The organism is Stutzerimonas balearica DSM 6083 (assembly GCF_000818015.1).
GTDB classification, from domain to species: Bacteria; Pseudomonadota; Gammaproteobacteria; order Pseudomonadales; family Pseudomonadaceae; genus Stutzerimonas; species Stutzerimonas balearica.
Genome location: NZ_CP007511.1, coordinates 3,342,681 through 3,361,799 on the forward strand (window position 1 = coordinate 3,342,681; position 19,119 = coordinate 3,361,799).

A 19,119-nucleotide genomic window follows, 5' to 3' on the forward strand; every position below is an offset into this window, starting at 1 on the left:
CTCTCTCCTGGTTCAGCCGTGTTACGGACTGTACGACGCGGTATACTGCCGCGCGTTTTTTTACCTGAGCGCGTCATCCGTGCCGTCGCGCTCGCTACCCGCCCCGCCTAGAGGACGCGCTGCATGACCGTGATCAAGCAAGACGACCTGATTCAAAGCGTCGCCGACGCTTTGCAATTCATTTCCTATTACCATCCCGTCGATTTCATTCAGGCGATGCATGAAGCCTACCTTCGGGAAGAGTCTCCGGCTGCACGCGACGCCATGGCGCAGATCCTGATCAACTCGCGCATGTGCGCCACCGGGCATCGCCCGATCTGCCAGGACACCGGCATCGTCACCGTGTTCGTCCGGGTCGGCATGGACGTGCGCTGGGACGGCGCCAGCATGAGTCTGGACGACATGATCAACGAAGGCGTACGTCGCGCCTACAACAACCCGGACAACGTGCTGCGTGCTTCGATCCTGGCCGACCCGGCAGGTTCCCGCAAGAACACCAAGGACAATACCCCGGCCGTCATCCATTACTCCATCGTCCCGGGTGACAAAGTCGAGGTGGATGTGGCCGCCAAGGGCGGTGGCTCGGAGAACAAGTCGAAGATGGCCATGCTCAACCCGTCCGACTCGATCGTCGACTGGGTGCTCAAGACCGTGCCGACCATGGGCGCCGGCTGGTGCCCGCCGGGCATGCTCGGCATCGGCATCGGCGGCACCGCCGAGAAGGCCGCGGTGATGGCCAAGGAAGTCCTGATGGACCCGATCGACATCCACGAGCTCAAGGCCCGCGGCCCGCAGAACCGCATCGAGGAGCTGCGCCTGGAGCTGTTCGACAAGGTCAACCAGCTGGGCATTGGCGCTCAGGGCCTGGGCGGCCTGACCACCGTGCTCGACGTCAAGATCATGGACTACCCGACCCACGCCGCCTCCTTGCCGGTGTGCATGATCCCCAACTGCGCCGCGACCCGCCATGCGCACTTCGTGCTCGATGGTTCCGGCCCGGCCGAGCTGACCCCGCCGCCGCTGGACGCCTACCCGGAAATCGTCTGGGAAGCCGGCCCGAGCGCGCGCCGCGTCAACCTCGACACCATTACCCCGGAAGAAGTGCAGAGCTGGAAGCCGGGCGAGACCATCCTGCTCAACGGCAAGATGCTCACCGGCCGCGACGCCGCGCACAAGCGCATGGTCGACATGCTGAACAAGGGCGAACAGCTGCCGGTGGACCTCAAGGGCCGCTTCATCTATTACGTTGGCCCGGTCGATCCGGTGCGTGACGAAGTGGTTGGCCCGGCCGGCCCGACCACCGCGACGCGGATGGACAAATTCACCCGCCAGATCCTCGAGAGCACCGGCCTCCTGGGCATGATCGGCAAGTCCGAGCGCGGCCCGATCGCGATCGACGCGATCCGCGACAACAAGGCCGTCTACCTGATGGCCGTCGGCGGCGCCGCCTACCTGGTCGCCCAGGCGATCAAGAAGTCCAAGGTGCTGGCGTTCGAAGAGCTCGGGATGGAAGCCATCTACGAGTTCGAGGTGCAGGACATGCCAGTGACCGTGGCGGTCGACACCCAGGGCGAATCGGTACACACCACCGGTCCGGCACTCTGGCAGCACAAGATCGCCGAGTCGCTCGCGGTCGAAGTGAAGTAACCGCCCAGGTGCAAAAAACGCCCGGCAGTCGCCGGGCGTTTTCGTTTCTACAGTTCGATTCGCGTACCGAGCAGCTTCAGAAAGGCTGCCAGCCAGGCCGGGTGAGCGGGCCAGGCCGGCGCCGTGACCAGGTTGCCCTGGGTATGGGCCTGGTCGACCGGGATGTCGACGTACTCACCGCCGGCCAGCTTCACTTCCGGTCCGCAGGCCGGGTAGGCACTGCAGGCACGGCCCTTGAGCACCCCCGCGGCCGCCAGCAGTTGCGCGCCATGGCAGACGGCGGCGATCGGCTTGCCAGCCGCGTCGAAGGCACGAACCAACGCCAACACCTCTTCGTTCAGGCGCAGATATTCCGGCGCACGCCCACCGGGAATCAGCAGCGCGTCGAAATCGTCGGCGCGCAGGCCTTCGAAGTCGGTATTGAGCGCGAAATTGTGCCCCGGCTTCTCGCTGTAGGTCTGGTCGCCCTCGAAATCGTGGATCGCGGTACGCACGCTGTCGCCGGCCTTCTTGTTCGGGCAGGCGGCATGCACGCGGTGGCCGACCATCTGCAGCGCCTGGAACGGCACCATGGTCTCGTAGTCTTCGGCGTAATCGCCGACCAGCATCAGGATGTTCTTGGCAGCCATGCAAAGCTCCTTGGGTAAGCGCCAGTGGTGATGCAGCGACAGCCGGAGCCGCCAGAATCGCGCCGTGGCGCGACCGCGACGCCTCTAGCCCCCGCGGTTGAAGATATTGACCAGCAGCCGGTCGAGCCAGCCCCACATACGCTGATACAGCCGCACGTGCAGTGGCCGAGCGTACCAGCGCCGGAGTGTCACCTCGCGACTCTCGTCGAAATCCTGCTGGAAGCAGCGCGTCACCTCATCGGTGAGCGCCGGGTCGATGGCCTCCAGGTTCGCCTCGAGGTTCCAGCGCAGGTTCCAGTGGTCGAAATTGCACGAACCGACGCTGACCCAGTCATCGACCATGACCATCTTCATGTGCAGGAAGTGTGGTCGATATTCGTGTATCCGCACACCGGCGCGCAGCAGGCGCGGATAGAAGCGTTGCCCGGCGTAGCGGACCGGCGGGTGGTCGGTGTTGCGGCTGGTCAGCAGCAACTGCACATCGACACCCCGGCGCGCCGCCCGGATCAGCGCCCGCCGCACCTTGCCGGTGGGCAGGAAATAAGGTGTGGCTAGCCAGATGCGCTGCTCGGCGCGGTGCAGTTTGCGCAGCAGGCTGTGCAGCACGTCGCTGTGCTGACGCGCGGCTGCGTAGGCGACCCGGCCCATGCCTTGCGAGGCCTCCGGGCGCAGCGGAATACGCGGCGCACGGCTCGGCTGTGGCAGGTGCCAGATACGGCGCCGGGTCAGGCAGGATGCCCACTGGCTATCGAACAGGCGCTGCCAGTCCTGCACCACCGGGCCACTGGCCTTGACCATGACCTCGTGCCAGTGCTGGCGCGGGTTGTCCGGGTCCCAGAAATCGTCGGTCACGCCCGTACCGCCGATGAACACGGTCTCGCTGTCGATCAGCACGATCTTGCGATGGTCGCGGTGCAGGTTGCGGAACCACAGACGCAGCTCCAGCGGGTTGTACAGCCGCACTTCGATGCCGGCGCTGGCCAACCGTTCGCGGTTGCGCTGGCCGAGCTTGAAGCAGCCGAAGCCATCGAACAGGCAACGAATCCGCACACGCCGCTCGGCCGCCGCCAGCAGAACGCTCAGCAGCCGGTCCAGGCAACGCCCATCCTCGACCAGATAGAGTTCCAGGTCGATGGTCCGCTCGGCTTGCGCCAGCGCATCGAGCATCGCAGGAAAAAAGTTCGGCCCGTCTACCAGCAGATGGAAGCGATTGCCTTCACGCCAGGGCAGCACCTCGCCGGCCAGCATCATGGGCGGCGCTCCGGTAATGGCATGAAGGGCATGAAGCTATGCGGCAAGCGAGCCGAACCACGGCACAGTGACATGAAATCCCTTGTCTGGATCGATCCGGTGATCGCCGCAGGCGGGGGCTTTTCGTATGGCCCCTGCGCGCGGCGCAGCTAGATTACCCAGACCCTTGAGGCACGCAAAGAGTTCGCCCTAGTCCGGCCCGCACTGAGCGACCGACTCGATGCCCAGCGCCTGTAACGCCCGAGACAGACGGCGCCCCTGTGCCTGCCGGGCGATCCCCAGGATCGCTCGGTCGCGTTGCCATTCAGCAGCCAGTCGGGCGGGCAGACACGGCGCCAGCCGGTCCTGCAGGACGGCGAACTGCTCGATGGCTCCGGCCAGCAACAGGTGCGTGTCGGCCGCGGCGGCCGGCAATCGGGCGATCTCGCGCAGGCTGGCGAGCAAGGCGGCCAGGGATACAGAGGCTGCCTGCGGCCCCTCGGCCGGCAGCAGACGGGCATAGAGCCAGGCGCCGAGCGCAGCCAGCACATGGATATCCTCATGGGTACGAAACGGCTTGACGTAATCGGCCCAACCATCGCCCGGCAACACCTGGCAAGGGGCCCTGTCGAGCCGTAAGCGGGCGTGCGGGATGTCGGGCACGACCGGCAAGGCCGGACCGGAACATAGCTGCACGCCGGCACCGGCCGCCGGCAGCAGACATAACGCCAGCCGCGGCGTATCGCCGGTTGCCTCGCTGCGCGCCGGCACCAGCAGCCATTGCGCCGCATCGCCCGCGGTGACGAAGTCCTTGCTGCCAGACAGGCAGCCGGCCGCCAGGCGCGTCTGCATGCCGGCCGGCGAGAGCTGCCGCTGTTCGGTGGCGCAGAGGGCGCCCAGGCCGTCCGGGGCCTCGCCCCACAGGGCCCGCAAGGCGGCCTGATAACCGGCGAGAAACGCCAGGCCCGGGGTCGCCGACCGTCGCCCGCCGATCAGCGCCAGCCTGAAGCTGTCGGCACCCGCAGCGCTCTGCAGTTCGGCAAACCAGCCGCGCAGGTCGGCGACCTCCACCGGTGGCGGCGCCGGGCCGAGCAGGTCATTCCAGAACATCGCTTGCTCCTCTGTCTTGCCTCGAGTCGAGCGCGCCGTCATCCAAGCATCACCGCTTCGTCACGTGCCCGACACCCGCCCGGCCTAGTTTGGGCCCGTCAGCACGAGGGGCGCGACAGACGCTCCCGGCAGCTTGCCAACACCGCCCCGCCGGGGCAACAGGAGGTCCGCATGAGTGTCAGCGCCATTCCCTCTCGCAACCTGCGCTCGCTACAGGCCGAGTATCTCGACCACCCCGGCGCCCTTCGCGAGGCGCAGGCATTGCGCTACCGCGTATTCGCCAGCGAGTTCGGCGCCAGCCTGCCCGGCGCGGCCACCGGGCTGGATGCCGACGAGTTCGACCCGCATTGTCGGCACCTCGGCGTGCGCGACGGCCGCGATGGTCGCCTGGTCGCGACCACTCGCCTGCTCGACGGCGATGCCGCCGGGCGGCTTGGGCGGTTCTACAGCGAGGGCGAGTTCCGCCTGCGCGGGCTGGACCGGCTCGACGCCCCGGTGCTGGAAATCGGCCGCACCTGCGTCGACCCCGGCTACCGCAACGGCGCAACGATCGGCGTGCTCTGGGCCGAACTGGCCGAAGCGCTGAATCGCGGCGGTTACCGCTATCTGATCGGCTGCGCCAGCGTCTCCATGCGCGACGGCGGCCTGCAGGCCCAGGCCATCATGCAGAAGTTGCGCGACACGCACCTGAGCACCGACCTGCTCCACGCCGAGCCGATGACGCCCCTGCCGGAGATCGCAGTACCAGGCAACGTCACCGCGCAGTTGCCGCCCCTGCTCAAGGCCTATATGCGGCTGGGCGCGAAGATCTGTGGCGAACCCTGCTGGGACCCGGAATTCCAGGTCGCCGACCTGTTCATCCTGCTCAAGCGCGAGGAGCTATGCCCACGCTATGCGCGTCACTTCAAGGCGGCGGTATGAGCACCGGCAGGCTGTGCACCAGGCTGTTGCGGCTGGCCCCGGTGCTGCTTGCCGGCCTGCTGACCGCGGCCGGGCTGGCGTGTCGGGAGCGGCTCGGTTGCCCCGCCTCGGCCGCTGTGCGCCAACGCTTGACGCAGCGCTTTCTCGGCCGCGTCACCGCCGCGCTTCCGTTGCGCGTGCGCGTCATCGGCCAGCCTGCCGAGCAGCCGATGCTGTGGCTGGCCAACCACATCTCCTGGGTCGATATCCCGGTGCTGGGCGGCGTGGCGCCGCTGTCGTTTCTCGCCAAGCAGGAGGTCGCGCGCTGGCCCCTGCTCGGCTATCTGGCCCGGCAGGCAGGCACAGCCTTCATCTCCCGTGGCGCAGGCGATAGCCGGCGGGTCGGGGAGCAGCTGGCCGAGCGCCTGGCCGGACGCCAGAGCCTGCTGATATTTGCCGAGGGCACCTCGACCGACGGCTCGCGATTGCGCCGCTTTCATCCGCGCCTGCTGGAGGCTGCGGTGGTGAGCGGCGCTGCCATCCAGCCGGTGGCGCTGCGTTACCGCCGCGACGGCCGCCCTGACCGGATCACGCCCTACATCGACGACGATGAACTGCCCGCGCACCTCTTCCGGCTATTGCGCCATGGCACCGTCGAGGTCGAGGTCCTGCTGTTGCCGCCGATCGTCAGCGCTGGCCGCTCCCGCAGCGAACTCGCCGCGCTGGCGCACGGAGCCATCGCCGAGGCGCTGTTCGGCGCCGAACGCCCGCTAGCCCAGGCAGCCTGAGCGGGACATCGGCTAAGCTGCAGCGATGAACTACCTCGCTCATCTGCATCTCGGCGGCCAGGAACCTGACGCCCTGCTCGGCAGCCTCTACGGCGATTTCGTCAAGGGGCCGCTGCGTGGCCAATGGCCGGCAGCGGTCGAAGCCGGCATTCGCCTGCACCGGCGCATCGATGCCTTTACCGACAGCCATGCCCAGGTACTCGCCGCCAAGGCACGCTTCGCGCAGGATCGGCGCCGCTACGCCGGCATCCTCGTTGACCTGTTCTTCGACCACTGCCTGGCCACGCACTGGCCGCAGTTCAGCGACGAGCCGCTCGCCCAGTTCACCCACCGTGTCTACCGGGTGCTGGCTGCCGAGGCCGAACTGCCTGGCAAGCTCGGCCTCATCGCACCGCGCATGGCCGCGCAGGACTGGCTCGGCAGCTACCGCGAATTCGGTGTGCTCGAGCAGGTGCTGCACGGCATGAGCCGGCGGCTGTCACGCCCGGAGGGCCTGCTTGGCGCGATGGCCGAACTGGAGCGGCTCTACCGCCCGCTCAGCGCCGACTTCCACGCGTTCTACCCACAGCTGCAGCGTTTCGCCGCAACCGCCGCTCACTCGGCGTAGCCGGGGCTCTGGGCGTCCAGTTTGCGGAGCAGCGCCGGCCAGGCCAGCGCGCCACCCATGCCGTTCGGCGAGCGGGTCACGCCAGCGGCCATTGCCTTGGCCCCGGCCAGGATCTGCTGAGGGATGGCCACCAGCTCGGCGCCGCCACTCTGCGCCATCACCTGGATTTCGCAGGCGCGCTGGAAGATGAACATCATCAGGAAGGTGTCGGCGATGCTGCCGCCGCAGGTCAGCAGACCATGGTTGGGCAGCAGCATGAACGACGCCTCGCCGAGATCGGCCTGCAGGCGCGCCTTCTCGTCATGATTCAGCGCCACCCCCTCATAGCCGTGCGTCGCATAGCTCGACAGGACGAACAGCGACTGCTGGCTGATCGGCAGCACGCCCTGTCGTTGCGCCGACACCGCCACACCGGCGGCCGTGTGCGTATGCAGCACGCACGCAACATCCTCGCGCACCTCATGGATAGCGCTGTGAATGGTGTAGCCGGCCGGGTTGATATCGTAGGGGCCGTCCATCAGGCGGTTGCCGGCCAGATCGATCTTCACCAGGTTCGAGGCGGTGATCTCGTGGAACATCAGCCCGTAGGGGTTGATCAGAAAATGCTCGGTGCCAGGAATCTTGGCCGAGATGTGGGTGAAGATCAGGTCATCCCAGCCGTGCAGGGCCACCAGCCGGTAACAGGCAGCCAGGTCGACGCGGGTCTGCCATTCGGCGGCACTGACCTGGCTCTTGAGCGATGGCAGGGTATGTAGAACAGTCACGGCGCACCTCTTGTTGTCATTATCGGTGCGCTGATTCTAGCTACGGAGCTGCGTGCCGATAGTGGCCCTGGCAGCCAGGCTGCTGGCCGCTCGGGTCAGGCGCGCAGAGCCTGGGCGAAGCTGGCGATCCAGGGCTCGGCGTCGGCCTCGGGCGTGACCGTCTCGCTGGCATCGAGCCGCAACATGTCCTGCACATCGCGCACGCCGAGTTCGACAAAAAGCTCGCGCACCAACTCGCCGCCCCCGCAAAAGGTATCGCCATAGCTGGCATCGCCCAGCGCGATGATGCCACCCGGTATGCCGCGCCAATCCGGCAGCCGGTCTCGCAGCGCGGAATACAGCGGGACGAAGCTGTCAGGCAGTTCACCCATGCCGGTGGTCGAGGTCACCACCAGCAGGGCCTGCGGTGCAAAGGCCAACAGCGGGTCCAGCTGGGCACGCGGATCGTGCCAGGCCTCGAAACCGGCTTCGCTCAGCAGGCGCTGGGCATGGCGGGCAACATCTTCGGCATTGCCATAGACGCTGCCGGAAAGAATGGCGACTTTCATGGGCGGACTCCGTCGAACAAAGCTCGGCATTATGCCGCAAGCGCGGCATGACCGAGCAAAACGGTCGGAAAGGAACTTTACTCAGCACAGGAGGTCCACTCGCAGCCCCAGCGATGGCACCTTGCAGTCATGGCCCGGCATCCGGCGGTTGCTCCGCCAGCGGAGGAGATCGACATGACCGACGAAACAGTTCTGACCGAAGATGAGTTGGCGTTCATTCGCCAGCTGATGCTGCGTGGCGCCAGCAACGGCGAAGGACCGACCGGCTTTCGCGTCGACGGGGGAGCCAAGTCCAACGAGCTGCTGCTGCAGCTTGCCGCGCGAGCCGAGCTGACGCTCGAGGCCCGTAGCGGCGATTTCCGTATGTCCTTTCCGCTGCGCATCCGCGAAGACGAGCTGCACAGCCTCAACCTGCAATTGTCACCGCCGGTCATCTACGAACAGGGCCCGACGCCGCGTGCCTGGCGCCTGCACCTGGACGAACCCTTGCCGTTGCTCGAACGTGGCGGCGAGCCCAGCGCGTTGCAGGTGCGCGAACTGTCCTCGCACAGCCTGCTGGTGGAAACCGACAGCCGCCGCAAGCCACCGAAAAGCTTCCACTTGCAGCTGGCCCTGCCCGACGATGCACCGATGGAAATCGACGCGCGGCGGGTGCGCGAACTCAAGGACGGCCAGGCTGCCTATGAGGTGGAGTTCGCCGGGCAGAAGGATGCCGAGCGCATCCGCCACTTCCTCTATCAACAGCACAAGCGGCTGCACGCCGACCCGCTGTCGGAGGCACCCGCCGATCTGGTGTAAGCTGCCTGGCCCTGCCGGTGCGATTGACCACCGGCCCCGTCGAGCCAGGTTCTTCGCATGAGCACAACGCCCTTTCCCGTGTTGATCACCGGTGCCGGACAGCGCATCGGCCTGCATTGCGCCGGGCGCCTGCTCGATGACGGCCAGCCCGTGATCATCACCTATCGCCAGGCGCGCGAAGGCGTTGAGCGGCTGCGCGAGCGCGGCGCACTGGCCCTGCCGGCCGACTTCAGCAGCCGCGACGGCATCCTCGCCTTCATCGACGCGTTGCGCGGCCACACTGGCGGTCTGCGCGCGATCGTTCACAACGCCTCCGACTGGGCGGCGGAAACGCCTGGCCAGGAAGCCGAGGTGTTCGAGCGCATGTTCCATGTGCACATGCTGGCGCCCTACCTGATCAACCTGCACTGTGCAGACCTGCTGCGCCACGGCGGCCCGGCGGACATCGTGCACATCGGCGACGACGTTACCCGCAAGGGCAGCAGCAAGCACATCGGCTATGCCGCGAGCAAGGCCGGGCTGGACAGCCTGACCCTGTCCTTCGCCGCCAGCCTCGCGCCGGCGGTCAAGGTCAATGGCATCGCCCCGGCGCTGATCCAGTTCAACCCTGACGACGATGAAGCCTACCGCCGCAAGGCGCTGGCCAAGTCGGCGCTGTGCATCGAGCCTGGGCCGGAGGTGATCTACCAGAGCCTGCGCTATCTGTTCGACAATCCCTATGTCACCGGCACCACCCTCAGGGTGAATGGTGGCCGCCACCTGATCTGATCGAGGAGCCCTCATGCCCCGTCTCGAGCCTGGAATGGCGCGCATCCGCGTCAAGGATCTGCGCCTGCGCACCTACATCGGCATCAAGGAAGAAGAGATCAACAACAAGCAGGACGTGCTGATCAATCTCACCATGCTCTACCCGGCGGCCGACGCCGTTCGCGATAACGTCATCGACCACGCGCTGAACTACCGGACCATCACCAAGGCGATCATTCGCCATGTCGAGGACAACCGCTTCGCCCTGCTCGAGCGCCTGACCCAAGAAATCCTCGACCTGGTCATGGCCTATCCGCAGGTGCGCTATGCCGAGGTCGAGGTCGACAAGCCCCATGCGCTGCGCTTCGCCGAATCGGTGTCGATCACGCTAGCCGGCCACCGAGACTGAACCGCCCAGGCCTTGGCAGCGCTGGCCGCTACCAGGAGCCAGGGTTATGATCCGGCCACCTCAGCCACCGCCGAGAACAATGCTCACATGAACGACCAACAACGTATCGAACTCGAAGCCGCCGCCTTTCGCCGTCTGGTCCAGCATCTGCGCAGCCGTCCCGACGTGCAGAACATCGACCTGATGAACCTCGCCGGCTTCTGCCGCAACTGCCTGTCGAAGTGGTACAAGGCGGCCGCCGACGATCTGGAGCTGGCCGTCAGCCTCGATGAGGCCCGCGAAGAGGTCTACGGCATGCCCTATGCCGAATGGAAAAAGCGCTACCAGAAGGAAGCGTCGCCGGAACAACAAGCCGCCTTCGAGAAGACCCACAAGCCATGAACCTCAAGGATTTCCGCGCCAGCCTGCGCAACCGCAACCACCGTTTCGCCGACACCCTGGCCTTTATCGCGGCGAACTACGACTACACGCCCAGCCGCTTCATCAACGGCGCCGTGGAAAATGCCGCCGGCGAAAACGAAGGCTCCTGCAAGACGCTCGGGCTGGCACTGCTCGAGCAGTTCACCACCGAGGAAGCCCTGCTCGCCTTCGGCGAGCACTACCAGTCGGTGCTGGCCAACCCGGCTGGAGACGACCACCGCAACATCCGCGCACTGATGGATACCGGTCTGCCGAGCGTGCGCTTCGATGCCGAGCCGCTGACCCGCAAGTGAGCCTCGCGCGCGACGGGCTGCGCCGAGCAGCTGTATAAAAAAGGGGCATCCAGGCACTAGGGGAAGGCTCTGGGATCGGATGCCCCCGGGAAAGCAACACCGCGAAGGCTACCGAGCACGCCCGTCGCGCGGAAATTCAAAGGCTGAATGAACGCCATAGCCTCGTGCTATCGGCCATGCGCCATGTACTGGAGTCCGCCATGCCTTCTGCCGTCCTGTCCGGCCCGCACTACCTGCAACAGGGCCTGCGCCTGTTGCTCAGCCCGGGGCTGCGCCTGTTCGTGATCCTGCCCGTAACCGTGAACGTGCTGCTGTTCGGCGGGCTGATCTACTTCGCCGCCAGCCGCTTCGACAGTTGGCTCGATGCCCTGATGCCGAGCCTGCCCGACTGGCTGGCCTTTCTCGAATACCTGATCTGGCCGTTGTTCGTCGCGCTGCTGCTGCTCATGGTGTTCTTCACCTTTACCCTGCTGGCGAACGTGATCGCCGCGCCGTTCAACGGTTTTCTGGCCGAAAAGGTCGAGGTCGTCGCGCGCGGCGAAGACAACTCGCCACCCTTCAGCTGGGCGGAATTGCTGGCCATGCTGCCGCGGACGCTGGCACGCGAGGCGCGCAAGCTCCTCTACTTCGCCCCGCGTGCGCTGGCGCTGCTGGTTCTCTCGTTCATCCCGGTGCTCAATCTCGCGGCCGCGCCACTGTGGCTGCTGTTTGGCGTCTGGATGATGGCGGTGCAGTACATCGACTACCCGGCGGACAACAACAAGCTGGGCTGGAGCGAGATGCTCGCCTGGCTGCGCCAGCGCCGCTGGCAGAGCCTGAGTTTTGGCGCTGCGACCTACGCCGCGCTGCTGGTACCAGGCCTCAACCTGTTGATCATGCCGGCTGCAGTGGCCGGGGCCACACTATTCTGGGTGCAGGAAGGGGGGCCGGCGCGACAGCTGGATCGGCAGGGTCCGCGAAGCGGAACGAAGCCGCCTGCGCCATAGGTGGAAGCCTGCCAAACAGTTCCCACCCACCGCCGGCGCAAACCGGCACCCGGCTGTTCTTCCGGGCGAACGGCGAGCGGTGGGTAAGCTCCAGGTCACCCACCGAATCCGACCGGTATGCGGGGCCGGGCGAAGACTAGAGGGCCAGGCACGGCAGGTGCCCGGACATCCCCCGGTCTCTCCTCACGCCAGCGTCTTCAGCGCCTCGCGGCTGAACGGCAGGATCTCCTCCATCCGCCCTTCGCGCACCTTCACCGCCCACTCGGGATCGCAGATCAGCGCACGCCCGACCGCCACCAGGTCGAATTCGGCCTTGTTCAATCGCTCCAGCAGCCCTTCGATACCGGCCGGCTGGGCCACCTTGTCGGTCTTGACCATGAATTGCAGGAACTCGCCGTCCAGACCGACACTGCCCACGGTAATGGTGGGCTTGCCGGTCAACTGGCGGGTCCAGCCGGCCAGGTTGAGATCCGAGCCTTCGAATTCCGGCTCCCAGAAACGACGCGTCGAGCAGTGGAAGATGTCCACGCCCGCCTCGACCAGCGGCGCGAGGAACTCACCGAGCGCTTCGGGCGACTGCACCAGGCGCGCCGTATAGTCCTGCTGCTTCCATTGCGAAAAGCGGAAGATGATCGGGAAGTCCGGCCCCACCGCCTCACGTACCGCCTGGACCAGCTCGACGGCAAAGCGCGAACGGTTGGCCAGACTGCCACCGTACTCGTCGGTGCGCTGGTTGCTGCCCTCCCAGAAGAACTGGTCGATCAGATAGCCATGGGCGCCGTGGATCTCGACGCCATCCATGCCGATGGCCTTGGCATCGCGCGCCGCCTGCGCGAAAGCGCCGATGACGTCGCGGATGTCCTGCTGGGTCATGCCGTGCACGACGACGTTGCCATCCTTGCACTTTTCCATCGGCCCGTACCCCGGCACGCTGGCATCCGGCTCGGTGCCCAGGCGCCGCACGTTACCGACATGCCAGAGCTGCGGCACGATGCGCCCGCCGGCGGCATGCACCGCGTCGACCACGCGCTTCCAGCCCGCCAGGGCGTCCTCGCCATAGAAGCGCGGCACCTGCGGATAGCCGTTGGCAGCAGCATGCCCGACAGTGGTGCCCTCGGTGATGATCAGCCCCACGCCCGCTGCGGCACGGCGGCGGTAGTAGTCGACGACCGCGTCGGTCGGCACCCCGTTGGGCGAGAACGAACGGGTCATCGGCGCCATCACCACGCGGGTGGGCAGGCGAAGACTGCCCAGTTCGAAGGGCTGAAACAGGGCTTGTACGTTAGCGGTCATGCATCGACTCCTTGATTCGTGTCGTTCACCGCGCCGGCACGCCACCTCGCCGGAGGCGCGGCCGGTCGGCTATTCGGAAGCGAGCATATGGCCGCCGGCATCGGCGGCCTACGACCATCAGCCAGATCTATCGAGCGGCAAACACGAGCGCGATGCACGCTTCAGCGCAGCGCACTCTCCACCGCCTGAGTCAGTGCCGGATCGTCCGGCGCCGTACGCGGCGAAAAGCGCCCCAGCACGCGACCGTCGGTGTCGACGAGGAATTTTTCGAAGTTCCAGGTGATATCGCCCGGGAAATCCGCGCCCTCGCCGGCCAGCAGGCGATAAAGGGGGTGCCGTTGCGGGCCATTGACTTCCAGCTTGGCACTGAGCGGAAAGCTGACGCCGTAGTTGAGCGAACAGAACGAGCGAATCTCCTCGTCGCTGCCCGGCTCCTGGCCGGCAAACTGGTTGCAGGGAATGCCCAGCACCACCAGCCCGCGTCCGGCATAACGCTGGTACAGCTGTTCCAGGCCTGCATACTGCGGGGTCAGCCCACAATGCGACGCGACGTTGACCACCAGCAGCAGCCGGTCGGCGTACTGCGACAGCGGCAGCTCACCGCCGCCCAGGGCCGGCAATACCAGTTGGTGAAATGCGCTCATGATTCTCCCTCCTCACGAAAAAGGCGCTCCGGTCGCAACCGGAACGCCTCCTTGACCCGCACGACTGGCGGCCCGCCCGCTGGCGGGCTACCCATCAGTGGTGATGGCCGCCTTCACCGTGGATGTGACCATGAGCGACTTCTTCCTCGCTGGCCTCACGCACGTTGACCACCTTGACCTCGAAATTCAGGCGCTGACCGGCCAGCGGGTGGTTGCCGTCGACGATCACGTCATCGCCGTCCAGCTCGCGGATGGTGACGATCTGCATGCCGCCGTCCGGGCCCGAGGCGTGGAACTGCATGCCGACTTCCAGTTCGTCGACGCCCTCGAACATGGCGCGGTTGAGGGTGGCGACCAGTTCCGGGCTGTACTCGCCGTAGGCGTCTTCGGGCTCGATGGTGACCTGGATCTGGTCACCGCCCTGCTTGCCTTCCAGCGCCTTTTCCAGGCCCGGGATGATGTTGCCTGCTCCGTGCAGGTAGACCAGCGGCGCGCCGCCGGCGGAGCTGTCGATCACGTCACCGGCATCGTTGGTGAGTGTGTAGTCGATTGAGACAGCCTTGTTAGCGGCAATCAGCATGAGCGAAACCTTTAATTGCATGAGTGGATGAGCGTCAAAGTCTAACCGCGCCCAGACGCAATTGCGAACCGACGACTGATGAGTGGGACCGTCACGGCTTGACAAAACGCCGCGGACTGCTGCCATCGACGCCCTTGTCTACAACCTTTGGATGGCATCGCTTTTTGTAGGGCTATGCAAGAATCCCGGGCACATGACTCAACGTCCGCTTATTTCAATAACATTCAAGCACTGAGGACCACCGATGTCGGCTCGTAACATCCTGGTGATTAACTGCGGCAGCTCGTCGATCAAGTTCGCCCTGGTCAATGAGGCGCAAGCCACTTTTCCGCTGCAAGGTCTCGCCGAATGCATCGGCAGCCCGGAAGCGGTCATCCACTTCGAAAGTGCCGCCGGCAAGGAAAGCGTGAAAGTCCCGAATGCCGATCACCAGGCCGCCCTGGCTCAGATCCTGCCGCGCGTTGAAGACGCCGCTGGCGGGCACCTGCACGGCATCGGCCACCGCGTGGTCCATGGTGGCGAAAAGTTCTTCGCCTCCTGCCTGCTCAACGACGAGACGCTCGCCGGTATCGAGGCGAACATCCAGCTGGCCCCGCTGCACAACCCGGCGAACCTCAGTGGCATCCACGCGGCGATCAACCTGTTCCCCGACATGCCGCAAGTCGGCGTGTTCGATACCGCCTTCCACCAGAGCATGCCTGAGCACGCCTATCGCTACGCGATCCCGGGCTTCCTCTACACCGACCACGGCGTGCGCCGTTATGGCTTCCACGGCACCAGCCACCGCTATGTCAGCAAGCGCGCCGCGGAGATGACCAACCTGCCGGTTGAAGACAGCTGCTGGCTGGTCGCCCACCTGGGCAATGGCTGCTCGACCTGCGCCGTGGTCAACGGTGAGAGCCGCGACACCAGCATGGGCCTGACTCCGCTGGAAGGTCTGGTGATGGGCACCCGCAGCGGTGACGTCGATCCGAGCCTGCACAACTTCCTGAACAAGACGCTGGGCTGGGATCTGGCCAAGATCGACAACATGCTCAACAAGGAAAGCGGCCTGAAGGGGCTGTCGGGGCTCTCCAACGACATGCGCACCCTGGCCGAGGCCCGTCAGGCCGGTCACCCCGGCGCCACTCTGGCGTTCGAGGTGTTCTGCTACCGCCTGGCCAAGTCGCTCGCCGGCATGGCCTGCGCCCTGCCCAAGCTCGACGGTCTGCTGTTCACCGGCGGCATCGGCGAGAACTCCGCTGCGGTCCGCGAGCGCACCCTGGAGCACATGAAGCTGTTCAACTTCAAGCTCGATGCCGAAGCCAACGCCCGCTGCACCCGCGGTGTCGCTGGCGAGATCCAGGCGGCGGGCAGCCCGCGCGTCATGGTGGTGCCGACCAATGAAGAGCGCCAGATCGCCCTGGATACCCTTGCCCTGCTCGATGCCTGAGCCGGCGCAAGCAGCGCTCCGCAGTTCCGACCCGGCACCTCTCGAGGGTGCCGGGTTTTGCCTTGTTAGCGCCGCGCATGCCGCCGCCCCCCGATGCGGTGCCGGTAACGTGCCAGCCTTTGCGCAGACTGAGCCTTTAGCTCCCTGAAGGAGATCCCATGCACACCTTGTTTCTTGCCCCAACCGGTTTCGGCGGTGGTCTGAACTCCATCAGCCTCGGCCTGATCCGCTCGCTGCAGGCGGCCGGCCTGAAGGTCGGCTTCTTCAAGCCCATCGCCCAGCCGTTTCCCGTCGATCAGGGCCGTGAGCGTTCCTGCATCCTCGTCGAGAACACCCTGTCGCTGAAATCCCCCGAGCCGCTGGCGCTCGAGCAGGTCGAGCGCCAGCTGGCCAACGGCGAACTCGACCTCATGCTCGAGGAAGTGGTCAGCCGCTTCCAGCAGGTCGCGCTGGACAAGGACGTGGTGATCGTCGAGGGCATGGTGCCAACCACCACCTCCGATTACACCTCGCAGATCAACACCCACCTGGCCAAGAGCCTGGACGCCGAGGTCATCCTCATCGCCGCCCAGGGCAAGGACAGCCTCAAGCGCATGGCCGAACGCATCGAGATCCAGGCGCAGCAGTTCGGCGGCGCCAAGGACCCGAAAGTGCTCGGCGTCATCCTCAACAAGGTCAAGAGTGACGACGGCGTGCCCGCCTTCATCGAGCGCCTGAAGGAGCACCTGCCGCTGCTGGGCAGCGCCGACTTCCAATTGCTCGGTGCCATTCCCTTCGAGGAAGAGCTGAACGCGCTGCGCACACGCGACATCGGCGAACTGCTCGGCGCGCAGGTCCTGCATGCCGGCGAAGCCGACCAGCGTCGGGTGAAGAAAATCGTCCTCTGCGCCCGCGCCGTGCCCAATACCGTGCCGCTGCTGCAGCCGGGCGTACTGGTGGTGACGCCGGGCGACCGTGACGACATCATCCTGGCCGCCAGCCTGGCCTCGCTCAACGGCGTGAAGCTGGCCGGTCTACTGCTGTGCAGCGACTTCGCGCCGGACCCGCGCATCCTCGAGCTGTGCAAGGCGGCGCTCGACGGCGGCCTGCCGGTCATGACCGTGACCACCGGCTCCTACGACACGGCCACCAGCCTGTTCGCGCTGAACAAGGAAACCCCGGCCGACGACGTCGAACGCGCCACCCGCGTGACCGATTACATCGCCGGCCATCTGCACCCCGAGTTCCTGCACACCCGCTGCAGCGTGCCGCGCACCGAGCTGCGCCTGTCGCCTGCGGCATTCCGCTACCAGCTGGTCAAGCGTGCCCAGGACGCCAACAAGCGCATCGTGCTGCCCGAGGGCAACGAGCCGCGCACCATTCGCGCCGCGGCAATCTGCCAGGAGCGCGGGATCGCCCGTTGCGTACTGCTGGCCAAGCAGGCCGAGGTCGAGGCGATTGCCCGCGAGCAGGGGATCAAGCTGCCGGCCGGCCTGGAAATCCTCGATCCGGACGCCATCGCCAACCGCTACGTCGAGCCGATGTGCGAAATGCGCAAGGCCAAGGGCCTGACGCCCGACCAGGCCCGCGAGCAGCTGCAGGACACCGTGGTGCTCGGCACCATGATGCTGGCGCTGGACGAGGTCGACGGCCTGGTTTCCGGCGCGGTGCACACGACGGCCAACACCATTCGCCCCGCTCTGCAGCTGATCAAGACCGCGCCGGGCTACAGCCTGGTGTCCTCGGTGTTCTTCATGCTGCTGCCCGATCAGGTGCTGGTCTACGGCGACTGTGCCGTCAACCCGAACCCGAACGCGACCGAGCTGGCGGAAATTGCCCTGCAGAGCGCCGAGTCGGCCGCCGCCCTCGGCGTACCGCAGCGGGTGGCGATGATCAGCTACTCCACCGGCAGCTCCGGCAGCGGCGCCGAGGTCGAGAAGGTCGCCGAAGCCACTCGCATCGCCCAGGAGCGCGCACCGCAGCTGGCGATCGATGGCCCGCTGCAGTACGACGCGGCCAGCGTGCTCAGCGTCGGTCGTCAGAAAGCGCCGAACAGCAAGGTGGCTGGCCAGGCAACGGTGTTCATCTTCCCCGATCTGAACACCGGCAACACCACCTACAAGGCCGTTCAGCGCAACGCCAATTGCCTGAGCGTCGGCCCGATGCTGCAGGGCCTGGCCAAGCCGGTGAACGACCTTTCGCGCGGCGCCCTGGTCGAGGACATCGTCTTCACCATCGCACTCACCGCGCTGCAGGCGGCCAGTCAGAAAGCCTGACGCACGCGCCAGCAAAGCCCGCCCACGCCGCATGTGGGCGGGCTTTTTACTGCCGCTTCAAATAGTTACAGATGCCTGCATAATCGCTACTCTTGGCGACTCGACTCAGCCGTATCGACGAGCCAGCCATGCTTAGCTTTCTTCCCGCGCCGCTGCGCGGCGTGCTTTCCGCTCTACTCCTCGCGCTCAACACCCTGTTCTGGTGCTGGCCGCTGTTTGCCCTCGCCCTGCTCAAGCTGGTGCTGCCCTTCGCCCCGGTCCAGCGCACGCTGCGCTACGGCATGCACTGGATCGCCGAGTCCTGGATGGCGGTGAACAGCTTCTGGATGGACCTTGCACGGGACATCGACTGGGACGTCCAGGGCCGCGAGCTGGTCGACATGCGCCACTCGTACCTGGTCACCAGCAACCACCAGAGCTGGGCCGACATTCTGGTGCTGCAGTACCAGCTCAGCCGCCGCATGCCGATCCTCAAGTTCTTTCTCAAGCAGGAGCTGATCTGGGTGCCGGTGATCGGCCTGTGCTGGTGGGCGCTGGAGTTCCCCTTCATGAAGCGCTTCAGCAAGGAATACCTGGCCAAGCACCCGGAAAAGCGCGGCGAGGACCTGGCCACGACCCGCCGCGCCTGCGAGCGTTACCGCACCAACCCGGTGTCGGTGTTCAACTTCCTCGAGGGCACCCGCTTCACTCCGGCCAAGCACGCCGAGCAGCAGTCACCGTTCCGCCATCTGCTGCGGCCGCGCGCCGGCGGCATCGCCTTTGTCATCGATGCGATGGGTGAGCAGCTCAGCGCACTGATCAACGTCACCATTCACTATCCTGACGGCCGACCGTCGTTCTGGGATCTGCTGGCCGGCCGGATTCGCAAGGTAGTGCTGCGTCTCGAGTCGCAGCCCATCCCGGAAGAGTTCATCGGCCGCAATTACGATCAGGATGACGCCTATCGCCTGGCTTTCCAGCAGTGGGTCAACGCGCTTTGGCAGGCCAAGGACGCCCAGCTGGTCGAGCTGCACCGGCAATTCCCGCCCGCCTGAGGCCC

The 19,119-nt window shown here is 66.1% G+C and carries 21 protein-coding genes; 13 read left to right on the top strand and 8 right to left on the bottom strand.

What is annotated here, in order from left to right:
* Positions 1 to 123: 123 nt before the first annotated feature.
* Complete coding sequence (locus CL52_RS15415; RefSeq protein WP_043221626.1) at positions 124 to 1,647, top strand: fumarate hydratase; 1,524 nt, start codon at positions 124 to 126, stop codon at positions 1,645 to 1,647.
* A gap of 47 nt (positions 1,648 to 1,694) precedes the next feature.
* On the opposite strand, the gene CL52_RS15420 is transcribed toward CL52_RS15415, so the two are convergent.
* From CL52_RS15420 to CL52_RS15430, 3 genes are all read right to left on the bottom strand, one after another.
* Positions 1,695 to 2,276: a DJ-1/PfpI family protein gene (locus tag CL52_RS15420; protein WP_041104188.1), complete on the bottom strand. Its 582-nt coding sequence runs from the start codon at positions 2,274 to 2,276 to the stop codon at positions 1,695 to 1,697.
* A gap of 84 nt (positions 2,277 to 2,360) precedes the next feature.
* Entirely contained in the window at positions 2,361 to 3,524 is a 1,164-nt protein-coding gene (locus CL52_RS15425; RefSeq protein ID WP_043223247.1) for a phospholipase D-like domain-containing protein, read from the bottom strand.
* A 192-nt stretch (positions 3,525 to 3,716) separates the two neighbouring features.
* The gene (locus CL52_RS15430) at positions 3,717 to 4,616 is read right to left on the bottom strand and encodes an acyl-CoA dehydrogenase middle domain-containing protein (RefSeq protein WP_043221628.1); all 900 of its coding nucleotides are present in this window, start codon (positions 4,614 to 4,616) and stop codon (positions 3,717 to 3,719) included.
* A gap of 171 nt (positions 4,617 to 4,787) precedes the next feature.
* Between CL52_RS15430 and olsB the strand changes: the two genes are divergently transcribed.
* The 3 genes from olsB to CL52_RS15445 are packed head-to-tail and all read left to right on the top strand — an operon-like array spanning position 4,788 to position 6,911.
* The gene (gene olsB / locus CL52_RS15435; protein WP_043221630.1) at positions 4,788 to 5,537 is read left to right on the top strand and encodes an L-ornithine N(alpha)-acyltransferase; all 750 of its coding nucleotides are present in this window, start codon (positions 4,788 to 4,790) and stop codon (positions 5,535 to 5,537) included.
* Positions 5,534 to 6,304 carry a lysophospholipid acyltransferase family protein gene (locus CL52_RS15440; RefSeq protein ID WP_043221631.1) on the top strand — a complete coding sequence of 257 codons (771 nt, stop codon included), beginning with the start codon at positions 5,534 to 5,536 and terminating at the stop codon, positions 6,302 to 6,304. The genes olsB and CL52_RS15440 overlap by 4 nt, the downstream gene beginning before the upstream one ends.
* A gap of 25 nt (positions 6,305 to 6,329) precedes the next feature.
* A complete protein-coding gene (locus CL52_RS15445) occupies positions 6,330 to 6,911 on the top strand; it encodes an acyl carrier protein phosphodiesterase (RefSeq protein WP_043221633.1) in 582 nt (193 codons plus the stop codon).
* On the opposite strand, the gene CL52_RS15450 is transcribed toward CL52_RS15445, so the two are convergent.
* Positions 6,899 to 7,675 (bottom strand): class II aldolase/adducin family protein, encoded by a 777-nt coding sequence (locus CL52_RS15450; RefSeq protein WP_041104179.1) that lies wholly within the window; start codon positions 7,673 to 7,675, stop codon positions 6,899 to 6,901. The genes CL52_RS15445 and CL52_RS15450 overlap by 13 nt on opposite strands.
* 95 nt (positions 7,676 to 7,770) lie before the next feature.
* Positions 7,771 to 8,223, bottom strand: a complete 453-nt coding sequence (locus CL52_RS15455; RefSeq protein ID WP_043221635.1) for a flavodoxin — start codon at positions 8,221 to 8,223, stop codon at positions 7,771 to 7,773.
* 174 nt (positions 8,224 to 8,397) lie between these two features.
* Between CL52_RS15455 and CL52_RS15460 the strand changes: the two genes are divergently transcribed.
* From CL52_RS15460 to cysZ, 6 genes are all read left to right on the top strand, one after another.
* Complete coding sequence (locus tag CL52_RS15460; RefSeq protein WP_041104175.1) at positions 8,398 to 9,021, top strand: hypothetical protein; 624 nt, start codon at positions 8,398 to 8,400, stop codon at positions 9,019 to 9,021.
* Between the two features lie 57 nt (positions 9,022 to 9,078).
* Positions 9,079 to 9,789: a dihydromonapterin reductase gene (gene folM / locus CL52_RS15465; protein WP_043221637.1), complete on the top strand. Its 711-nt coding sequence runs from the start codon at positions 9,079 to 9,081 to the stop codon at positions 9,787 to 9,789.
* A gap of 13 nt (positions 9,790 to 9,802) precedes the next feature.
* Entirely contained in the window at positions 9,803 to 10,177 is a 375-nt protein-coding gene (gene folX, locus CL52_RS15470; protein ID WP_041104172.1) for a dihydroneopterin triphosphate 2'-epimerase, read from the top strand.
* Positions 10,178 to 10,264: 87 nt separating this feature from the next.
* The gene (locus CL52_RS15475; protein ID WP_043221638.1) at positions 10,265 to 10,558 is read left to right on the top strand and encodes a DUF1244 domain-containing protein; all 294 of its coding nucleotides are present in this window, start codon (positions 10,265 to 10,267) and stop codon (positions 10,556 to 10,558) included.
* A complete protein-coding gene (locus CL52_RS15480; protein WP_043221640.1) occupies positions 10,555 to 10,890 on the top strand; it encodes a HopJ type III effector protein in 336 nt (111 codons plus the stop codon). The genes CL52_RS15475 and CL52_RS15480 overlap by 4 nt, the downstream gene beginning before the upstream one ends.
* A gap of 200 nt (positions 10,891 to 11,090) precedes the next feature.
* Positions 11,091 to 11,876: a sulfate transporter CysZ gene (gene cysZ, locus CL52_RS15485; protein WP_052264579.1), complete on the top strand. Its 786-nt coding sequence runs from the start codon at positions 11,091 to 11,093 to the stop codon at positions 11,874 to 11,876.
* Between the two features lie 183 nt (positions 11,877 to 12,059).
* Here the strand turns inward: cysZ and CL52_RS15490 are convergent, their stop codons facing one another.
* The 3 genes from CL52_RS15490 to CL52_RS15500 all read right to left on the bottom strand — a co-directional run bounded on the left by CL52_RS15490 (position 12,060) and on the right by CL52_RS15500 (position 14,393).
* Positions 12,060 to 13,169, bottom strand: coding sequence for an NADH:flavin oxidoreductase (locus CL52_RS15490; protein ID WP_043221642.1), 1,110 nt, complete (start codon positions 13,167 to 13,169; stop codon positions 12,060 to 12,062).
* Between the two features lie 161 nt (positions 13,170 to 13,330).
* Entirely contained in the window at positions 13,331 to 13,813 is a 483-nt protein-coding gene (locus CL52_RS15495; protein WP_043221643.1) for a glutathione peroxidase, read from the bottom strand.
* Between the two features lie 94 nt (positions 13,814 to 13,907).
* Positions 13,908 to 14,393, bottom strand: a complete 486-nt coding sequence (locus CL52_RS15500) for an FKBP-type peptidyl-prolyl cis-trans isomerase (RefSeq protein ID WP_041104167.1) — start codon at positions 14,391 to 14,393, stop codon at positions 13,908 to 13,910.
* A gap of 244 nt (positions 14,394 to 14,637) precedes the next feature.
* Here CL52_RS15500 and CL52_RS15505 point away from each other — a divergent pair, with 244 nt between their 5' ends.
* From CL52_RS15505 to yihG, 3 genes are all read left to right on the top strand, one after another.
* Positions 14,638 to 15,825 carry an acetate kinase gene (locus CL52_RS15505; protein ID WP_043221644.1) on the top strand — a complete coding sequence of 396 codons (1,188 nt, stop codon included), beginning with the start codon at positions 14,638 to 14,640 and terminating at the stop codon, positions 15,823 to 15,825.
* Positions 15,826 to 15,983: 158 nt separating this feature from the next.
* Positions 15,984 to 18,080, top strand: a complete 2,097-nt coding sequence (pta, locus tag CL52_RS15510) for a phosphate acetyltransferase (RefSeq protein WP_041104165.1) — start codon at positions 15,984 to 15,986, stop codon at positions 18,078 to 18,080.
* Between the two features lie 128 nt (positions 18,081 to 18,208).
* Positions 18,209 to 19,114 carry a 1-acylglycerol-3-phosphate O-acyltransferase, YihG family gene (yihG, locus tag CL52_RS15515; protein ID WP_041104164.1) on the top strand — a complete coding sequence of 302 codons (906 nt, stop codon included), beginning with the start codon at positions 18,209 to 18,211 and terminating at the stop codon, positions 19,112 to 19,114.
* The last annotated feature ends 5 nt before the right edge of the window (positions 19,115 to 19,119 follow it).

Excerpts from the sequence above, each read along its gene's own strand:
- cysZ (WP_052264579.1), top strand. The coding sequence starts at position 11,091 with ATGCCTTCTGCCGTCCTGTCCGGCCCGCACTACCTGCAACAGGGCCTG.
- CL52_RS15505 (WP_043221644.1), top strand. The coding sequence starts at position 14,638 with ATGTCGGCTCGTAACATCCTGGTGATTAACTGCGGCAGCTCGTCGATC.
- folM (WP_043221637.1), top strand. The coding sequence starts at position 9,079 with ATGAGCACAACGCCCTTTCCCGTGTTGATCACCGGTGCCGGACAGCGC.
- CL52_RS15490 (WP_043221642.1), bottom strand. The coding sequence starts at position 13,169 with ATGACCGCTAACGTACAAGCCCTGTTTCAGCCCTTCGAACTGGGCAGT.
- CL52_RS15495 (WP_043221643.1), bottom strand. The coding sequence starts at position 13,813 with ATGAGCGCATTTCACCAACTGGTATTGCCGGCCCTGGGCGGCGGTGAG.
- CL52_RS15460 (WP_041104175.1), top strand. The coding sequence starts at position 8,398 with ATGACCGACGAAACAGTTCTGACCGAAGATGAGTTGGCGTTCATTCGC.
- CL52_RS15430 (WP_043221628.1), bottom strand. The coding sequence starts at position 4,616 with ATGTTCTGGAATGACCTGCTCGGCCCGGCGCCGCCACCGGTGGAGGTC.
- CL52_RS15420 (WP_041104188.1), bottom strand. The coding sequence starts at position 2,276 with ATGGCTGCCAAGAACATCCTGATGCTGGTCGGCGATTACGCCGAAGAC.
- CL52_RS15500 (WP_041104167.1), bottom strand. The coding sequence starts at position 14,393 with ATGCTGATTGCCGCTAACAAGGCTGTCTCAATCGACTACACACTCACC.
- CL52_RS15480 (WP_043221640.1), top strand. The coding sequence starts at position 10,555 with ATGAACCTCAAGGATTTCCGCGCCAGCCTGCGCAACCGCAACCACCGT.
- folX (WP_041104172.1), top strand. The coding sequence starts at position 9,803 with ATGCCCCGTCTCGAGCCTGGAATGGCGCGCATCCGCGTCAAGGATCTG.
- CL52_RS15455 (WP_043221635.1), bottom strand. The coding sequence starts at position 8,223 with ATGAAAGTCGCCATTCTTTCCGGCAGCGTCTATGGCAATGCCGAAGAT.
- CL52_RS15425 (WP_043223247.1), bottom strand. The coding sequence starts at position 3,524 with ATGCTGGCCGGCGAGGTGCTGCCCTGGCGTGAAGGCAATCGCTTCCAT.
- CL52_RS15475 (WP_043221638.1), top strand. The coding sequence starts at position 10,265 with ATGAACGACCAACAACGTATCGAACTCGAAGCCGCCGCCTTTCGCCGT.
- CL52_RS15415 (WP_043221626.1), top strand. The coding sequence starts at position 124 with ATGACCGTGATCAAGCAAGACGACCTGATTCAAAGCGTCGCCGACGCT.
- yihG (WP_041104164.1), top strand. The coding sequence starts at position 18,209 with ATGCTTAGCTTTCTTCCCGCGCCGCTGCGCGGCGTGCTTTCCGCTCTA.
- pta (WP_041104165.1), top strand. The coding sequence starts at position 15,984 with ATGCACACCTTGTTTCTTGCCCCAACCGGTTTCGGCGGTGGTCTGAAC.
- olsB (WP_043221630.1), top strand. The coding sequence starts at position 4,788 with ATGAGTGTCAGCGCCATTCCCTCTCGCAACCTGCGCTCGCTACAGGCC.
- CL52_RS15445 (WP_043221633.1), top strand. The coding sequence starts at position 6,330 with ATGAACTACCTCGCTCATCTGCATCTCGGCGGCCAGGAACCTGACGCC.
- CL52_RS15440 (WP_043221631.1), top strand. The coding sequence starts at position 5,534 with ATGAGCACCGGCAGGCTGTGCACCAGGCTGTTGCGGCTGGCCCCGGTG.